The sequence below is a fragment of the Aeromonas sp. 3P genome (assembly GCF_051919745.1).
GTDB lineage: Bacteria > Pseudomonadota > Gammaproteobacteria > Enterobacterales > Aeromonadaceae > Aeromonas > Aeromonas veronii.
This window is the reverse complement of sequence record NZ_JBQBED010000001.1, coordinates 4,191,147-4,208,966: the sequence shown is the minus strand read 5'-3', so window position 1 is coordinate 4,208,966 and position 17,820 is coordinate 4,191,147. Positions and strand designations below refer to the sequence as shown.

Annotated in this window: 17 protein-coding genes; 4 read left to right on the top strand and 13 right to left on the bottom strand. The window is 56.8% G+C overall.

The genetic code is table 11. The annotated features are described in order from the left end of the window. Nucleotides 1–31 precede the first annotated feature (31 nt). Both ACTG19_RS19580 and ACTG19_RS19575 read left to right on the top strand, forming a co-directional pair. Nucleotides 32–1,162 (top strand): ribosomal protein uL16 3-hydroxylase, encoded by a 1,131-nt coding sequence (locus ACTG19_RS19580; RefSeq protein ID WP_042031527.1) that lies wholly within the window; start codon nt 32–34, stop codon nt 1,160–1,162. Between the two features lie 183 nt (nt 1,163–1,345). Continuing rightward, entirely contained in the window at nt 1,346–1,759 is a 414-nt protein-coding gene (locus ACTG19_RS19575; RefSeq protein ID WP_113740758.1) for a hypothetical protein, read from the top strand. A 96-nt stretch (nt 1,760–1,855) separates the two neighbouring features. On the opposite strand, the gene ACTG19_RS19570 is transcribed toward ACTG19_RS19575, so the two are convergent. Genes ACTG19_RS19570 through pdxH form a run of 4 tightly spaced genes read right to left on the bottom strand, consistent with a single transcriptional unit; the run spans nt 1,856 to nt 5,334 of the window. After that, nucleotides 1,856–2,395: a GNAT family N-acetyltransferase gene (locus tag ACTG19_RS19570; RefSeq protein ID WP_005353625.1), complete on the bottom strand. Its 540-nt coding sequence runs from the start codon at nt 2,393–2,395 to the stop codon at nt 1,856–1,858. Nucleotides 2,396–2,401: 6 nt separating this feature from the next. Further along, entirely contained in the window at nt 2,402–4,045 is a 1,644-nt protein-coding gene (locus ACTG19_RS19565) for a GNAT family N-acetyltransferase (RefSeq protein ID WP_113740759.1), read from the bottom strand. Next, complete coding sequence (locus ACTG19_RS19560) at nt 4,045–4,659, bottom strand: glutathione S-transferase family protein (protein WP_113740760.1); 615 nt, start codon at nt 4,657–4,659, stop codon at nt 4,045–4,047. The genes ACTG19_RS19565 and ACTG19_RS19560 overlap by 1 nt, the downstream gene beginning before the upstream one ends. Nucleotides 4,660–4,695: 36 nt before the next feature. Continuing rightward, nucleotides 4,696–5,334 carry a pyridoxamine 5'-phosphate oxidase gene (pdxH, locus tag ACTG19_RS19555; protein ID WP_005353629.1) on the bottom strand — a complete coding sequence of 213 codons (639 nt, stop codon included), beginning with the start codon at nt 5,332–5,334 and terminating at the stop codon, nt 4,696–4,698. A 314-nt stretch (nt 5,335–5,648) separates the two neighbouring features. On the opposite strand from pdxH, the gene ACTG19_RS19550 reads away from it, so the two are divergent. Next, entirely contained in the window at nt 5,649–6,860 is a 1,212-nt protein-coding gene (locus ACTG19_RS19550) for an RsmB/NOP family class I SAM-dependent RNA methyltransferase (RefSeq protein ID WP_439989443.1), read from the top strand. Between the two features lie 80 nt (nt 6,861–6,940). On the opposite strand, the gene ACTG19_RS19545 is transcribed toward ACTG19_RS19550, so the two are convergent. From ACTG19_RS19545 to ACTG19_RS19520, 6 genes are all read right to left on the bottom strand, one after another. Then, complete coding sequence (locus tag ACTG19_RS19545; RefSeq protein ID WP_076494278.1) at nt 6,941–7,324, bottom strand: RidA family protein; 384 nt, start codon at nt 7,322–7,324, stop codon at nt 6,941–6,943. Nucleotides 7,325–7,393: 69 nt separating this feature from the next. Continuing rightward, nucleotides 7,394–9,688 (bottom strand): formate C-acetyltransferase, encoded by a 2,295-nt coding sequence (gene pflB, locus ACTG19_RS19540; protein ID WP_439989442.1) that lies wholly within the window; start codon nt 9,686–9,688, stop codon nt 7,394–7,396. A 44-nt stretch (nt 9,689–9,732) separates the two neighbouring features. After that, entirely contained in the window at nt 9,733–10,941 is a 1,209-nt protein-coding gene (tdcD, locus tag ACTG19_RS19535; RefSeq protein ID WP_439989441.1) for a propionate kinase, read from the bottom strand. Nucleotides 10,942–11,140: 199 nt separating this feature from the next. Next, nucleotides 11,141–12,472: a threonine/serine transporter TdcC gene (gene tdcC / locus ACTG19_RS19530; RefSeq protein ID WP_019444738.1), complete on the bottom strand. Its 1,332-nt coding sequence runs from the start codon at nt 12,470–12,472 to the stop codon at nt 11,141–11,143. Between the two features lie 11 nt (nt 12,473–12,483). Then, complete coding sequence (gene tdcB / locus ACTG19_RS19525) at nt 12,484–13,488, bottom strand: bifunctional threonine ammonia-lyase/L-serine ammonia-lyase TdcB (RefSeq protein WP_005334660.1); 1,005 nt, start codon at nt 13,486–13,488, stop codon at nt 12,484–12,486. A gap of 359 nt (nt 13,489–13,847) precedes the next feature. Beyond that, a complete protein-coding gene (locus ACTG19_RS19520; protein ID WP_005353650.1) occupies nt 13,848–14,192 on the bottom strand; it encodes a Grx4 family monothiol glutaredoxin in 345 nt (114 codons plus the stop codon). 288 nt (nt 14,193–14,480) lie between these two features. Here ACTG19_RS19520 and sodB point away from each other — a divergent pair, with 288 nt between their 5' ends. Continuing rightward, the gene (gene sodB, locus ACTG19_RS19515) at nt 14,481–15,065 is read left to right on the top strand and encodes a superoxide dismutase [Fe] (protein WP_019444736.1); all 585 of its coding nucleotides are present in this window, start codon (nt 14,481–14,483) and stop codon (nt 15,063–15,065) included. A gap of 112 nt (nt 15,066–15,177) precedes the next feature. Here the strand turns inward: sodB and ACTG19_RS19510 are convergent, their stop codons facing one another. From ACTG19_RS19510 to ACTG19_RS19500, 3 genes are all read right to left on the bottom strand, one after another. Next, nucleotides 15,178–15,990, bottom strand: coding sequence for an MlaA family lipoprotein (locus ACTG19_RS19510; protein WP_021229893.1), 813 nt, complete (start codon nt 15,988–15,990; stop codon nt 15,178–15,180). 85 nt (nt 15,991–16,075) lie between these two features. Beyond that, nucleotides 16,076–17,344: a c-type cytochrome biogenesis protein CcmI gene (gene ccmI, locus ACTG19_RS19505; RefSeq protein ID WP_064335795.1), complete on the bottom strand. Its 1,269-nt coding sequence runs from the start codon at nt 17,342–17,344 to the stop codon at nt 16,076–16,078. Then, nucleotides 17,341–17,820, bottom strand: a complete 480-nt coding sequence (locus tag ACTG19_RS19500) for a cytochrome c-type biogenesis protein (protein WP_043820944.1) — start codon at nt 17,818–17,820, stop codon at nt 17,341–17,343. The genes ccmI and ACTG19_RS19500 overlap by 4 nt, the downstream gene beginning before the upstream one ends.

Below are 17,820 nucleotides of genomic sequence, written 5' to 3'. Positions count from 1 at the left end.
ACCTTTGTCGAACCCTTTGACGAGAAGATCTATGTACGAACTCAATCTGGATATCGCTCACTTCCTCGAGCACTACTGGCAGAAGCGCCCGCTCCTTATCAAGGGCGGCTTCAAGGACTTTCAGGATCCCATCAGCCCGGATGAGCTGGCGGGTTTGGCCATGGAAGAGGTGGTAGAGTCCCGCCTCGTCACCCGTTTCGACGGCAAGTGGGATGCTGCCCACGGCCCCTTCGAATCCTATGACCATCTGGGCGAAGAGAACTGGACCATTCTGGTACAGGCTTGCAACCACTGGGCCCCCGAGGTGAACGAGCTGGCGGTGCCGTTCCAGTTCATTCCGGGCTGGCGCTTTGACGATGTGATGGTGAGCTTCTCCACCCCTCACGCGGGTGTCGGCCCCCACATCGACAACTACGACGTGTTCATCACCCAGGGTATCGGCAAGCGTCACTGGCGGGTTGGCGATGCCAAGCCGCTCAACGAGTTTGCCGCCCATGCCGCCCTGCTGCACTGCGAGCCGTTCGAGGCCATCATCGACGTCATCATGGAGCCGGGCGACATCCTCTACATTCCGCCCGGATTCCCCCACGAAGGCTACGCCATCGAGCCCTCCATGAACTTCTCGGTGGGCTTCCGCGCGCCGGATGCCAAGGCGCTTATCTCCTCCTTTGCCGATCACCTGATCGACAACGAGGTGCGTACCGAGCGTTACGGCGATGCCGACCTCAAGCCCCGTGCCCGCCACGGCGAGATCCAGCCCCACGAGCTGCACCGTCTGCGCGAGCTGATGCAACAGGCCCTCGATGACGAGACCCTGTTCAAGGAGTGGTTCGGCACCATGATCTCCGAAGCCAAGCACGATCTGGATGTCAATCCGGTCGAGCCGGACTACAGCGCCGAGGAGGTAGCCGACCTGCTGACCCAGGGCGAGCCTGCCATCAAGGTGCCGGGCCTGCGCAGCGTCTGGTTCAGCGGCGAAAGCCAGCAGTGCTATATCGATGGCGAAGCCTGGACTCTGCAGAGCGAAGATGCGGCAGCCATTTCCCTGCTGTGTGACAAGGACATCATCACTCAGGCCGACATGGTGGAGCTGGCCGATCAGGCCGGTTTCCTGCAACTGCTGACCCGTCTGGTCAACCGTGGTTACTGGTTCTTCAACTGATCCGGCGGTAACCGAAGGATAAAAAGGCGCCTTATGGCGCCTTTTTTGTCACTCAGAGGCGGTTCAATTAACAATCGATGCGCGAAGCTGAACCCACTCTTGATGAACCGACAGGTGGTGATTTATTGAACTAAAATGGATGGGTATCATGCGTCCATCCCTGTTCACAAGAGAAGCACCACCATGCAAATCACCTCCCGGCCCATGCCGCTGCCTGATTACGGCAAATATCCCTCCTCTCCGGCTGTCACACCCGAGCAGGTCAATCAGGCCCGTAACGAAGCACTGACCAAGAAGGATGAATTGCAGGCACAGAGCGAAGAGAAAGCAACGGCTCGCAGAACCCTGGCGGTCTCTTATACGGCTAACCAGCAAAATAAAGCCGTGGTGGAGCGCTACCTGGAGGCCAGCGGTCAGGAGAGCGATAGCAAGTCGGGCCCGAGCACTGCTGAACTCTATCAGGCGGCCAATCGCTACCAGCGCCAGCAGAATCTGAGCGACTATATGCAGTTCCAGCAGAGCCCGCTCGCCCAGCAGATGGGGGACATGTTGGGTGAAGATAAACGCAAGGGCACCCAGCTCGATATCATTGCCTGAGCCTATTTGCTCGAATAAGCCCGGCAGGGCCCAATACAAGATGAAAAAGCCCTCGATGAGGGCTTTTTCGTTATGGCTTGTCGCTGCGACGTCTCGTTATAAATGGGACTCTTCTGCCTGCGCATCCGGCAGCTCGTCGGGAAGTTCATCAAACAGCGGGTGATAGAGCACCTCACCCTGCACACCCGCAAAACCGCGCTCCTGCAGCTCCATCGCCATAAAGCAGTCGGCAGGCACCTCATAGATGCAGTGCAGGCCAAACTCGCTGGCCGGGCGGAAACCGAAACGGCTGTAATAGGCCGGATCCCCGAGTACTACCACCCCTTTCCAGTCCATTTCGAGCGCCGTATCAAGCCCTTCACGGATGAGATCAGAGCCAATCCCCTGACCTTGCCAGTCGGGATGAACCGCGACCGGCGCCAGACCGAGCCAGGGCCCTTCCATGCCGTTAATGGTGATCGGGCTTAGCATCAGGTGCCCCATGAACTCGTACTCTTCCTCTTCGACCATGGTCACCACGGCAGCGCCACATTCGCGCAGGCGGTTGACCAGTTCGGCCTCATCGGAACGACCGAAGGCGGCACTCAGCAGCTCATAAACCGGCAGCATGTCACCGGGGCGCTCGGTTCTCAACATCTGGTATTACTCCTCGTACAGCAGAGCAGGCATTATTCCACACAACGGCTGGTCATTCTGAGTACCTTTGTCCAAAAATGGGAGGGTGCACTCAGGAAAACGAGCGGCAAACTGCTGCTGCAAGGCGGTTAGCGTAGCCGGGGTGGCCCTGTTCATCGCCTCGCGGTAGGCCAGCCAGAGGGTGGGAGCCTCCCGCGCCAACCGCTCAAAAGTCAGTTCGGGCGTTTGATGCCAACAACCATCCAGCTCATCGACCAGCTCCGGCAGCTCCACCAGCAGCCGCAATTGCTGGTAGCGAGCCAGCAGTGGCCCCTCCCCTCCGCCATCGGCTCCGGTATTCATCAACTGCGCAATCCATGCGAGTTGCGCCACACGCTCCCCGCCCGTCAGCAGCGCAGGCCCCTGTCGATAGAGGGCTGCCAGTTGCAGCAGCCATGCCAGCCCCTGCTCATCCCGATCCTTGAGCAACACGCCCCCCAGATGATGAAGCTGATCCGGATCCGCCTGCTCCAGCTGCGCGAGCGGATAACCATGAAGCGTCATTACCCTGCCATCGTGCAGCTGGCGGCGCTGATAGGGCACCACCTCACTGGCATCCGGCTCATCCGTAAAGAGCGCGACCGATATCTCGCTACCTGGCAAAGGCACTGCCGACACCGCAGGATCGCGCAGGATCACCACGGCAATCCGCTCATCCGCCAGCCAATGGGCCATCTCGTCGAGCAAGGGGGCAGGCAAGGAGAGGGAACGATCCAATCGCCAGTAGCTCACCTCGCACGGCTGACGACCGCTGATATGGCGCCGCCCGCGATAGTGCATCCCCAGTTTTGCCATCACCCGGCCGGAGGCTAAATTGTCTGGCATATGGCGAGCCGTCAGCGCAGGCAGTTGCAGCTGGTCAAAGGCAAACCCCTTGACCAAGCGTGCAGCCCGGGTCGCCAGACCGCGATTCTGCCAGGGCACGCCGACCCACCAGGCGAGCTCGCCATTCCAGTGCAGGGAGATCACCCCGACCAGCGCCGCCCCTTGCTCCTCTGGCAAGGTGATGGCCCAGCTCCAGCCAAGCCCAAGCGCCGCCTTGCGCCAGCCGAGCGCCAGCCAGTCGCGGGCCCCCTCCGGCGGATAGGGGTGAGGAATATTGAGGGTGTAGCGGGCCAGCGCCTCGTCGCTACAGTAGCGCGCGATCTCGCGATCATCGACCGCCTGCAGTGGCCGCAGCACCACGCCAGCGGCGTGCGAACCCTCGGCCAACGTCGGTATCATCACGCGGCGCGCCAGCAGGCGATTGAGCACGGCGCCCAAATCGGCCTCGGGGGTGAGAGGCAGATCGGCCCCCACCGGACCCAGGGTCAGTAGCCCCTGCTCCTTGGCGAGGGTCAGCAGAGAGGTGGAGGCAGTGATCAGGATCTGGCGGCTGGGATCAGCATGAAAATCCGCCAGCAGATCCCCATCGAGCCAGGCGGCCAGCAGGGCCCCCGGGCAGAGCACCCCATCAGGAGGGCTGCTCGCCCAGGGAGTAACGGTTTGATCGAGGGCGGCCGCCGCCTCTTTGCCCAGCAGCAACTGCCAGCGATGGCCGTGCTGCTGCCAGACCTGCAACAGCGCAGCCCACTGCGGCTGCCACAGAGTCGCCTCGATCAGCAGTTCCATCAGCTGGCCTGACAGGCCGCTGGCAGCGTCAGGTGACGGGGGTGGGCTTCGATACGGGCGATCCAGCTGCGGATAGCTGGCCACCCCTGCAGGGAGAAGATCCCCTCCTCTGCCACATGGGTGTAGGCATAAAGGGCGATATCGGCGATGGTAGCCGCATCACCGCACAAGTAGGGGCTCTGTTTCAGCTGCTGCTCCATTACCGCCAGCGCCTTCTCGCCACCGGCTTTCAGACCGTCGAGCCGCGCCTCCTGGGACTCGGGTCGGCCGAGATAGTGAACGATAAAGCGGGCCACCGCGATGTAGGGCTCATGGCTGTACTGCTCAAAGAACATCCATTTGAGCACCTCTGCCTGCTGGCGCGGATCGGTTGGCCACAAGGCGCTGCCGTGCGCCAGATAGAAGAGGATGGCATTGGATTCCGCCAGCGTATCGCCCTGGCCAATCTCCAGCAACGGGATCTTGCCGTTGGGGTTCATGGCCAGAAATGCGGGGGTACGGGTATCCCCCGCCTGAATATCCACCTCTACCCACTCAAGGGGCAGCTCCAGCCAGCGGGCCAGCAGCCACACCTTGTAACAGTTGCCGGAACGCAGATCACCATACAGACGCATACACACTCCTTGTGAAAACAGATTCAAATAGCGCGCTCAGGGAGCCAGACGCTCGATATGCCAGCCATCCCCGTCGCGGGTGTAGTAGAAGCGGTCGTGCAGCCGGTGCTCGCCCCCCTGCCAGAACTCCACCGTCTCGATCACCACTCTGAATCCGCCCCAGAAGCTCGGCAGCGGCACTTCGCCATTGGCAAACTTCTGCTTGAGCTCAAGGAACTTGGCCTCCAGCACGCCGCGGGCCGAGATGCGGGTCGACTGCTTGGAGACCCAGGCAGCGATCTGGCTATCCTTGGGACGGCTGTGGAAATACTTCATCACCTCGAAAGTGCTCATCTTCTCCACTCGGCCGGTCACATGAACCTGTCTGTCCAGCGTGTGCCAGGGGAAGAGCAGGCTGATACGGGGGTTGCCTTCCAGCTGCTGCGCCTTGCGGCTACCCATGTTGGTGTAAAAGACCATCCCCTGGGCGTCGTAGTGCTTGAGCAGCACAGTGCGCTGCCAGGGCTGACCATCGGCATCCACCGTCGCTACCACCATAGCGGTGGGATCGGTCAGTTTGGCCTCACAAGCCTGCGCCAACCACTTCTCGAACAGCGCCAGCGGCTCGGCCGGCAGATCGGCCCGGTGCAGCCCGCCACGGGAGTATTCACGGCGCAGATCAGCAACATCCATCATCTTGATTTTCCTTCAAATAAATAATGGTTCCACGACCATCAAGAGAGTGACGCAGGCATTGTGCTCCGCTCATCTGCCAGTGACAAGCCATAACACAGCCGAGCACTCCACCGCAGAACAGATAACACTTCGGCAGTTGCTCTTGCCAATTTTCAGACGTAGTCACAGTCAAAAAGGGAATCACACTCGACCACACTTTATATATCTACCTTGCACCGCATGACCCTTACACCTATCATTGCGCCGGTTTATCTGTTTTAGAATCATCCACAACTACCCGGATGGTTCATCTTTATCTGGCCAAGGTTAATCTCATGCTCAAATCCCCACTGTTGCCCCGTTTCGGGGATCTGGTCGTTGCCATTGTTGACGATGTGCTCGGTCAGGGTCTTACCCTCGACCGCGCTTATGCCCGTCAGTTCTCCGGCATCGAACTCAAACCGCAAGAACAGGCAAGGATTGCCCTGGTCACCGGCGACCTGCTGCGCCGTCTCAGCCTCTATTGTTTCCTCACCGGTATTCAGGTGCGTCAGGCCGAAAAGAATGTCTGGCCGCTGCTTCACAGCTGGCACGCATTCCACAAAATTGCCCAGCCCAACCACCCGACCCTGGATCGCTTCAATGAAGAAGCATTCCGCCGCCGTCTGACCGAGGCGAAGAAGAACCCGGTATTGATGGATGGTTGCCCGAGCTGGTTGGAGAAACTGGGAAGCGAGCAGCTGGGTGAAGCCTGGCCTGCCGAGCGTGCTGCCCTGGCCTGGATGCCCAAGCGTTACCTGCGGGTCAACACCCTCAAGTGCACCCGTGATGAGCTGCAGGCCATGCTGGCCAAAGAGCAGGTCACCACCATTCCGGTTGAAGGTGTGGAGACTGCCCTGCAGGTCACCTCTGACGCCGCCCTGTTCCGTACCAAGGCCTTTGCCGATGGTTGCTTCGAACAGCAGGATGCAGGCTCCCAGCTGGTTGCAGCTGCGCTGGAAGTCACCCCGGGCATGCGCGTTATCGACGCCTGCGCCGGTGCCGGTGGCAAGACCCTGCATATCGCCGCCATGATGCAAGGCAAAGGCCGTCTGCTGGCAATGGATGTGGAAGAGTGGAAGCTGGAGAACCTCAAGCAACGCGCCCGTCGCGCCGGTGCCCACAACGTGGAGACCCGGGTCATCACCAGCAGCAAGACCGTCAAGCGCCTCAAAGAGAGCGCCGACCGCGTACTGCTGGACGTGCCCTGCTCCGGTCTGGGCGTCCTCAAGCGCAATCCGGATGCCAAGTGGCGTGATACCGCCGAGCGTCTGCCGGTGCTGGTCGCGCTGCAAGAAGAGATCCTGCAGCGTTACAGCCAGATGGTGAAAGTCGGCGGCCTGCTGGTCTATGCAACCTGCTCCATCCTGCCCGAGGAAAACCGTCAGCAGGTGGACAAGTTCCTCGCCGCCAACGAAAACTTCTGTCTGCGTGACGATCACACCGTGAGCCCGTCAGAGACCGGCTTCGACGGTTTCTACATGGCTCGTATCGAACGGATCGCCTGATCTGCCCGATGACCAGATAGAAAAAGCGGCTGCCATTGGCAGCCGCTCTGTTTTGGCTTGCAGACCCACTCCCGATGGGGTTACAGCGCAGCAATCGCCTCTATCTCGATCTTCACATCCTTCGGTAACCGAGCCACTTCTACGCAGGAGCGAGCCGGATACATGGCATCGTGCTCGGTGAAGAAGTCGTTGTAGACCTGATTCACCGCAGCAAAGTCGTTCAGATCCGAGACAAACACAGTGGTCTTGAAGATGTTGCGCACCTCGCCGCCTGCCGCCTCGACAATCGCCTGTACGTTTTGCAGGGAGCGCAGGGTCTGCGCTTCGATCCCCTCCGCAACGTCGCCGCTCACCGGGTCCAGCGGGATCTGACCGGAGGTGTATAGGATGTTGCCAATCCGGGTGGCCTGCACATAGGGGCCGATGGCGCCCGGCGCCGCCTTGGTAGTGATAACCTGTCGCATCTGTTACTTCCTCGTGCTGACAAACAAAAAGTAGGCCCGGAGCAAGCCTGCTCACCCCGGGCATGAGAGTTACATCATGTTGGTGAAGGTTCTGGAGATGACGTCCTGCTGCTGCTCGCGGGTCAGGGCGTTGAAGCGCACCGCATAACCGGAGACCCGGATGGTCAGGCTGGGGTACTTGTCCGGATTGTCGATGGCATCCAGCAGCATCTCGCGATTCATCACATTGACGTTGAGGTGCTGACCCCCTTCCAAATCCCCCTCATGATGGAAGTAGCCATCCATCAGCCCCACCAGATTGCTCTCGCGATTGGCCGGCTCCTTGCCGAGCGCCCCCGGCACGATGGAGAAGGTGTAGGAGATCCCGTCCTTGGCATATTTGAACGGCAGCTTGGCCACCGAGGCCAGCGAGGCGACCGCCCCCTTGCGATCCCGGCCGTGCATCGGGTTGGCCCCCGGCGCAAACGGCGCACCGGCGCGACGGCCATCCGGGGTGTTGCCGGTCTTCTGGCCATAGACCACGTTGGAGGTGATGGTCAGGATCGACTGAGTTGGCACCGCATTGCGGTAGGTCGGCAGCGCCTGGATCTTCTTCATGAAGCGCTCGACCAGATCGCAGGCGATAGAGTCGGCCCGCTCGTCATTGTTGCCGTACTGGGGATACTCCCCCTCAATCACGAAATCGACCGCCAGCCCGTCGGCATCGCGCACCGGCTTGACCCTGGCGTACTTGATGGCCGCCAGCGAATCGACCGCCACCGACAGACCGGCAATGCCGCAGGCCATGGTGCGATAGACGTCGCGATCGTGCAGCGCCATCAGCGAGGCCTCATAGCTGTACTTGTCGTGCATGTAGTGGATCAGGTTCAACGCGCTGATGTACTGCACCGCCAGCCAATCCATAAAGCTGTCGAGGCTGGCCATGACGGTCTCGTAATCCAGCACCTCGTCCATGATGGGCGCCACTTTCGGGCCAACCTGGATCTTAAGCTTCTCGTCCACCCCGCCGTTGATGCAATAAAGCAGGGTCTTGGCCAGATTGGCACGGGCCCCAAAGAACTGCATCTGCTTGCCGATCACCATAGGGCTCACGCAGCAAGCAATGGCGTAGTCATCGCTCTCGAAGTCGTTGCGCATCAGGTCATCGTTTTCATACTGCAGGGATGACGTATCGATGGAGATACGGGCGGCATAGGTTTTGAAGGCCCGCGGCAATCCTTCCGCCCAGAGGATCGTGAGGTTGGGCTCAGGCGCCGGCCCCATGGTCTTGAGGGTGTGGAGGTAGCGGAAGGAGTTCTTGGTCACCAAGGTGCGACCATCCAGCCCCATGCCACCAATCACCTCGGTCGCCCAAATGGGGTCGCCGGAGAAGAGGGAGTCAAACTCGGGGGTACGCAGGAAACGTACCATGCGGATCTTCATGATGAAGTGATCAACCAGCTCCTGGGCATCCTGCTCGCTGATAAGCCCCGCCTTAAGATCCCGCTCGATATAGATGTCGAGGAAGGTAGCGGTACGACCGAGGGACATGGCCCCGCCATTTTGCGACTTCACCGCCGCCAGATAGGCAAAGTAGAGCCACTGCACTGCCTGCTGCGCCGTGCGTGCTGGCCCGGAGATGTCAAAGCCGTAGCTGGCCGCCATCTGCTTGATCTGCACCAGTGCCCGCTTGTGCTCTGCCAGCTCCTCGCGCTGACGGATCACCTGCTCCAGATTCTCGCCACGCTCGAGGGCCGGTTGCAGATCGGCAAACTGCAGTTCCCGCTCACGGATTAGATAATCTATGCCATAGAGCGCGACCCGACGATAATCTCCGATAATGCGACCACGGCCGTAACCATCCGGCAAACCGGTCAAAATCCCCGATTTTCGGCAGCGCAACATCTCGGGAGAGTAGACGTCGAACACGCCCTGGTTATGGGTTTTGCGCAATTCGCTGAAGGTATATTCAAATTCGGGATCCATCTCCCGGCCATATGCTTCAAAAGAGCTGCGGATCATATTTACACCGCCAAATGGGTGCAGTGCTCTTTTAAGGGGCTTGTCGGTTTGCAGGCCAACAATCTTTTCCAGCCCTTGCTCGATATAACCCGGCCCGTGGGCAGTAATGGTCGTGGCAATATTGGTATCAAAATCGACCGGTGCGTGGGTGGCATTCTCAATGCAGATCCCCTCCATCACCTTATTCCACAAAGTGGTGGTCGCTTCGGTCGCATCTGCTAAAAACTGTTCGTCACCTTCATAGGGGGTGTAGTTCTGCTGGATAAAATCACGGACGTTGATCTCGTGCTTCCAGTTTTCACCGGCAAACCCTTGCCATGCCTGACGGAATTTATCCTGATCCAATTGCATATCAACTTTCATCAAATAAACCTCATTCACTACTCATGACACTACAGTGGAAGATGTCAGACGCACTCGGCCTGACGAACCTGCTGCCCCAGACGAATGGCATCCAGCGCGATCATTTTCTCTTCATTGGTGGGAATAACCGTCGCCAGTACCATGGACTCTGCCGCCGAAATCACCCGGCAGCCCTCGCTATTGGGACGCTGGTTAAACGGCTCGCTGATCGCTACGCCAAATACCTGAAGTCGTTCGCATACCAGCTTTCTGATAAAGGCCGAGTTCTCGCCGATCCCGCCGGTGAAAATAACGGCATCCAGTCGGCGCAATGAGGTGGCATGGCCGCCGATATGGCGGGCAATACGATGGACAAAAGCGTGAATGGCCAATTTTGCCCCGGGATGTCCTTCGTGATAGGCAGCTTCCAATACCCGCATATCGGAGGAGAGCCCCGAAATACCCAGCAGGCCGGACTGCTTGTTCAATACCCGCTCGATATCCTCGATGGATTGTCCTGTCTTGCTGGCGATATAGGCCAGCGCGCCAAAATCGATATCGCCGCTGCGGCTGCCCATGATCAACCCCTCCAGCGGCGTCATCCCCATCGAGGTATCGACGCTCTTGCCATCCTGTACCGCACAAATAGAGGCGCCATTGCCCAGATGGGCGATGACCAGACCGGCATGCTGCTCATCCAGCCCCATAAATACGCAAGCCTGCTCGGCCACATAGCGATGGGAGGTACCGTGGAAGCCATAGCGGCGCACGCCGTAATCCTGCAAATATTGGTAAGGCAGCCCATAGATATAGGCTTCCGGCTTCAGGGTCTGGTGAAAACCGGTATCAAATACCGCAATTTGGGGTTGTGTGGGAAATAGCTGACGAGCCGCCATCACACCGCATAAATTGGCGTGATTGTGCAGGGGAGCCAAGGGTGACACCTGCTTTATTTTGGCCAATACATGTTCATCAATGATGGCCGCTTCGCTAAATTCACTACCACCATGAGCAATTCGATGACCCACCAGTGCAATGGCATCCAGCAGATCCCGTTTTTTCAATTCCGCCGCGATGGCAGCCAATGCACAGGTGTGGTTATTTTCAGGTAATGACATAGCGGGCTCTTTACCCACTTGCAATTGGGGATGGGCCGTCTCAATACCATCCGCCATACCGGATATCACCACCTCACAGGATTGACTCTCCAGTACCGAGAATTTGACCGATGAGGAGCCGCAATTGATAACCAGAACCAACGAATCAAACTTCATTACATCGCCTCGAGATTAATAGTGTCAAGTCACTGCAGTCAGGGCATTTCGCCATAAACAGAAAGTCAAAAAACGGCAAGCCTTACCCAGGGCCCACATAATTGTGGCCAACGAAGAACCGGTTATTGCTCATGTCTGACTGCACCATCCAGACCCCGCCAGGGGGGCCTGAATGGTTGATGACTTGCAGAAAAGGTTTTCAGAACAGCTTGGAAACTATATTCAGGATGGTCAGCACACCGATGATAGTGACAAACAGGTTGCTGGCCTGACCTTTATATTTTGCAAGTGCCGGTGTCTTGCTCACCGCATACATCGGCAGCAGACAGAGCAGGGATGCGATGATTGGCGCCCCCATTGCCTCAATCAGGTCGAGGATGTTGGGGTTCACATAAGCGACCAGCCAGGTCGAACCCATGATGAACAACATACTGACCATGTTGAGTTTTTTACTGGAAACCTTGCTCTTGTCGCCCTGGTAGCCAAAGCGGAGGATAAGGCCGTTCAACCCTTCCAGCGTCCCCAGATAGTGGCCAAAGAAGGATTTGAAGATGGCAACCAGCGCAATGATGGACGCCGCATACTCCAAAGTGGTGGCAAACGCAGACTTGCTGCCCGTCATTGAGGAGAAGTGGTTGGCCAGATAGGAGAGCACCGGAATGTTCTGGGCTTTGGCTTCCGCCATATTTTGCGGTGACAGGGTAAAGAGGCAGCTGAAGGCAAAGAACATCACCACGGCCACCATCAGCATGCTGGCACCGGAGATAATCTTCGAGCAGCGCTTCTCGGTAAAATCACGACCGAACTCCTGCTCATACTCTTCCCGTTTGGAGACGATGAAAGAGGAGACAATCGGCGAGAAGTTGAAGGAGAAGACCATGATGGAGATCCCCAGCCAGACGGTAACCAGAATACCATCGTGACCAAACATCGATATCTCGCTCAGATTGACCTGATCAAAGACGGCACTGTTCCAGTACGGGACAAGGGAGAGAGATATAACGATCAGACTGGCAATAAAGGGAAAGACCAGATAGCTCATCACCTTGACCATCAGATCTTTACCGAAGTAGATCACGAATGCCATCAACATCAACAATGCCAGTGCAACCACACCTCGATTAAGCGGAACCAACTGTAGTTGATGCTCCCAAAATGCCATAAAGGTATTGGTGATCGTCACTCCATATATCCACAGCAGTGGGCAGATGGCAAAGAAATAGAGGAAGGTAATTACTACTCCACCCATCTTGCCAAAATGCTCCTCAACGGTCTCGGTAATATTTGCCGATGGATTACTGCCAGAAAGACATAATCTGGCCAACGCTCTGTGGCAATAAAATGCAATGGGGTAAGCCAGCACCAGCATGATTAATATTGGGATCAGGCCACCATATCCGGCCCGGATTGGAAAGAACAAGACTCCCGCCCCGATAGCAGTACCGAACAGACCTAATCCCCATGTGGTATCCGATTTACGCCATGCACGCGTATTCTCTTTACTGCCGGTGACAACACTGTCTAATATCATGACTGCATTCCTTACAGGCTAAATTGACGAATATTGTTCTGTTCGATAATTTCGGCGATCCGGGTCAGATCAATATTGCCACCCGAAATAATGCTGACGGTCTTTTTACCTTCGACATAATGTTTCAGCTTGCCACTGAGCAGCGCTGCCGAGGCCAGAGCTCCCGCCCCTTCGGTAATCACCTTGTTGCGCTGAATAAGGTCAACCATGCTATGACGAATATCATCCTCGGTGACCAGTACAATATCATCCACCAATTGTTTGACGATTTCGAAGGTCAGTGAACCGGGTCTTGCCACATCACAGCCATCGGCCAGCGTGCTGCTGGTTCTGTGATTGGTCATGGTACCGGCATAGAAAGAGGCCGCCATACCGTGCACATTCTCGGATTGCACACCAATCACCTTGATGGTCGGATTAATAGATTTGATAGCCATGGCAACACCAGCAATCAAACCACCGCCACCGATCGGCACTATGATGTTATCGACATCATACAAATCTTCGATAATTTCCAGGCCAATGGTGCCCTGGCCGGCAATTACTTTTGCATCGTCGAAGGGGGGGATAAATACGCGGCCTTCCATCTCCACGATTTCGCTGACTTTGGCAATGGTGTCATTGAAGCTATTTCCATGGAGGATCACTTTGGCTGAATAGTCACTGGTTGCAGCAATTTTTGATTTGGGGGCACAGCAAGGCATGACCACCTTGGCATCAATTCCCAGCATAGCACTGGAGAGTGATACACCTTGGGCATGATTGCCCGCCGAGCAGGCGACAACACCTTTTTGTCGGTCTTCCAGACTTAATGAACTGAGCTTGTTGAAGGCGCCACGAATTTTAAAAGAGCCTGTACGTTGCATGTTTTCAAGCTTGAGGTAAACCTCGCCATGGCAACGTTCGCTGATGTAGTTAGAGGGTAGTTGCGCGGTCTTGTATATATGATTGGTCAGTCTTTTTTTGGCTTCAGTAATATCATGAAGACCAATGGGCAGATTGCTATACATCTTCATCGCAAATCTCTTTTTATTTATTAATTTGTAGGGTTTTATTTCACAGGGCGAAGCGATACTAGGTTCTATCACTTGCAATTAATGTGAGCATAAACACAAAAAAATCTACAAAGAGACTGCGTTACGGTGAAATTATCAAAAAATGTGATGGCAGCAACACTTGAATCCAAATGGATTAAAAAAAGTAATCAGATATTGGCAAAGAATATAATTAACAACTCCAAAACAAAGCCGTAAAGATTAGATTTTTAAGGGCAATTTCGTTGCTTTTTGCAACCGGCAATCAGTTGCTTGCCTGCCAGAACCGGGACAATAAAAAAGGGAGCCTATAAGGCTCCCTCTCGACAACACAAAACCGATTACTCGGCTGCAGCATCATCTTTCTTGTACTTGGCAGCAGTCTCTTTGATCAGAGCCTGCAACTCGCCAGCCTGGAACATCTCGATCATGATGTCACAGCCACCGATCAGCTCACCTTCAACCCACAGTTGGGGGAAGGTCGGCCAGTTGGCGAATTTTGGCAATTCGGCGCGTATATCCGGATTTTGCAGGATATCAACGTAGGCAAACGGCTCGCCGCAGGACATCAGAGCCTGGGAGGCCTGGGCAGAGAAGCCACAGCTGGGTAGCTTGGGGGAGCCCTTCATGTAGATGATGATGGGGTTGTCAGCCAGCTGCTGCTTAATCTTTTCAATAGTTTCCATAGGTGCCTCACTAGAGCGATTTCGGCGGCCATTCTACTGCAATCTTGCCCGAGCACAAACTGACAAAGGGGTGACCCGGCTCGAATTGTGCAAAGAACCCACACTGGATTGATCGCGATCATGGCGCCAATCAAGAGTTGTTAGGCCATCTTTGATACTGCTACAATCCCTTGGCTTTGGGCTACCCAGCCCCATTATTTTAAAAACAACTCTTTTCACATATAGAAAAGAGTACGCAATGTCTTGCAACCGTCGCCTTCGCACGGTCCAGCCAATGGAGAGTAGAAAATGGCATTCGAACTTCCCGCTCTGCCCTATGCAATCAACGCTCTGGAACCGCACATCTCCCAGGAAACTCTGGAATATCACCACGGCAAGCACCACAACACCTACGTGGTCAACCTGAACAATCTGGTGCCGGGTACCGAGTTTGAAGGCAAGTCTCTGGAAGAGATCATCAAGACCTCCAACGGCGGCATCTTTAACAACGCCGCCCAGATCTGGAACCACACCTTCTACTGGCACTGCCTCTCCCCGAATGGCGGTGGCGAGCCGACTGGCGCCCTGGCTGAGGCCATCAACAAGGCATTCGGCTCCTTCGCCGAGTTCAAAGATGCCTTCACCAAATCTGCCATCGGCAACTTCGGTTCCAGCTGGACTTGGCTGGTGAAGAAAGCTGACGGCTCTCTGGCTATCGTCAACACCTCCAACGCTGGCTGCCCGCTGACTGAAGCCGGTACCACCCCGCTGCTGACCGTTGACCTGTGGGAGCACGCCTACTACATCGACTTCCGCAACCTGCGTCCGAAGTACATGGAAACCTTCTGGGCTCTGGTTAACTGGGAATTCGTGGCCAAGAATCTGGCTGCCTAATCAGCCTCGCTTGCCAAAACGCCCCGCACTGCGGGGCGTTTTTTTATCTCGATATGGCTGCGAAAATGAATAAGGCGCCCGCAGGCGCCTTTTACATATCGAGATGACCCGTTTACTGGTCCAACTCGTCCATATATTCATCCAGATTGGCATCGTCGGCCTGCTCTTGCTGAGACGCTTTCAGCTCGGTCTGCTTGCCCGTCACCTTGCCCTGGTTATATTGCAGGTAGAAGTCCTTGGTCAGCGCATAAGGATCGAGGGAGTTGTCGATGATCCGCTCCTGATCGATCAGCTTGGCGCGATTACCCAAGCCATCTAGCACCCAATGGGTAACCCTCAGCGGGATTGTCAGCAAGGCATAGGGGAAATAGATGGTATCAATGGTGTCACCAACCAGCTCCCGGGTGGTAGTCGGGCCGTAGACAGGCACCATGATGTAGGCACCATTACCGATATCGGCCCTGCCCAGCACTGTGTCCATTTCCAGCTTGTTACGCTCGAGGCCGGCATGTTTGGCCACATCGAAGATACCCAGCAGACCGACCGTGGTGTTGAGGGTAAAGCGCCCCAGGTTGGTGCCCGCCCCCTTCAAATCACCGGTGATCAGATGGTTCACCATGCTGCTTGGCTCATCAAAGTTGGCAACAAAGTTGGCAATGCCATCCTTCACCCCAACCGGAATGTAGCGGGCATAGGCATGTACCACAGGACGTGCCACATAGGGCTCCAGCACATCATAGTTGACCGCCCACATGGCCCGGTTGGCCCCCTGGAAGGGATCGCGCGGATCGGCCGCCGTACTGGTGGCACCCGGATTATTCATGCCGGGATTGAGATCCAGACTCTCTGGGCCAGGCTTGGGTGGACCACCGGCACAGCCAGCCAGCAAGAGGGCTGCCAGTATGGCCCCTGAACGAAGATACATATGATTGTCCTGACGTTTTATTTTGATTTATCAGAAGTATAGATAACCCGGCTCCTATCCAGGAGCCGGGTTATCCAAAGGCATATTAGAGGGCGTGATCGATACGGATGTCAATCGGAGCAGCAGGGATCTCGGCCGTCTTGACCGGCACGGATACCCCTTCGAAGGCTCCTTCCTTGTTCATCACATTGCCACCGCGCGAGAGACGCGCCTTGAACTGCAGCTCCGGATAGGCCGCCAGTTTGCTGCCTTCCATCATGGCATCGCCATCCCCGAGTGACAGGGTAACAGGCAAGGTTGGCCCTGCGATACGCTTCACGGCGATGGGCATGGGCGGCCCGTTGGGCACCACGGCAAAGACGAAGAGATGGGCATCTTCCGGCATCTGAATGCCCGCCGCCAACGTGACGTGGATGGGGAATTCCCCCTCCTTCACCGCCAGCGGTTGTCCCTCAACTGCGCCCGCTTTGGCTGCGCCTGAATTCGTCACCTCGATGCCGCGCTGCTTGAGCTGCGCGCGGGCGTACTCCATGGAGCGCTCGACCATCACGTAACGGGGGGTACCTTTCTCCATCAGTGGCAACATCGCCTGCCAGCGAGACAGCGCGGTCTGGAAGTCCTCTTTTTGCAGCGCCATAAAGGCATAGACAGAGCGTGCTTCGATATTGTCCGGATCCTGCGCGATAGCCGCTTGCAACAGGGCATCCGCTTGCGCCTCATCCCCCGTCATCATTAGCGCCTGCGCGTAGGGCACCGCCACCAGCGATTTCTGGGGAGCCAGCGTGTAGGCCCGCTCCAGCGCCTCGCTGGCCATTTCAGGATCATTGCCATCCAGCGCCAAACGTCCCAGCAGCAGCCAGCCGCGGTAGTCGTTCGGTTCATCCTTGAGGCGGGTACGCAGTGCCAGCGTGAAATCCAGCAGATCCTGCTCGGTCACCTGGGCATCGCGTTCCACCAGAATGCGGTTGCTCAGCTCGCCAAGACGGCTGCTGGCATCTTGCCAGCGACTCACCTCTTGCCAGGAGCCCAACTTGTAGTAGAGCCCCAGACTCACCACCAACAGCACCAGTACACCCGGGATCCAGATCAGACTCTTGCCACTGCGGGCAGTCTGCTCCACATCGGGGATATCATCCAGGAGGCTTCGTTGCAGCTCGACCAGCGAGTCGGACTCCTCAGCCAGGACACCCTGCTCGCGCTCTTCGCCAATCTCCAGCAGCCGCTGGCGATAGAGCTGTTTGTTGAGCGCCGAGCGACTGATGCTCTGTTTGCCTTCACCACGCCACAGCGGCACGACGAGCGCCAGACTCACCAGCACCAGCAAGCCCGCAATAACTATCCAAAAAGCGGTCATTGTTTCTCTTCCTCTTTGAGCAGCTCGGCCAGTCGGCGCTGCTCCTCCTCGCTCAGGGCGTTATCCAGTTGTTTTTTCACCGCAGGGGGCCGGCGGCTGCGCATCACGACCACGGCGCCACCGATCAGGATCACCAGCAGAGGGCCGAGCCAGAGGATCAGGGTGGAGGCCATCAGGGGCGGGTTATAGAGGATAAAGTTGCCGTAACGGGCCACCATGTAATCCACGATCTCCTCTTTATCCTTGCCCTCGCGCACCATCTGGTAGGTCTTGTCGCGCAAGTCCTTGGCCAGCCCCGCATTGGAGTCGGCGATATCCTGGTTCTGGCACTTGGGGCAACGCAGCTCCTTGGTCAGTTCGCGAAAGACCTGCTCCTGATTGTCGTTGTCGAAGGTGTAGACATCGATAGCGGCCATGGCCGGCGCTTGCACCACCCATCCCAGCAACAGCAGCAGGGAAGCAATCAATACTCTCAT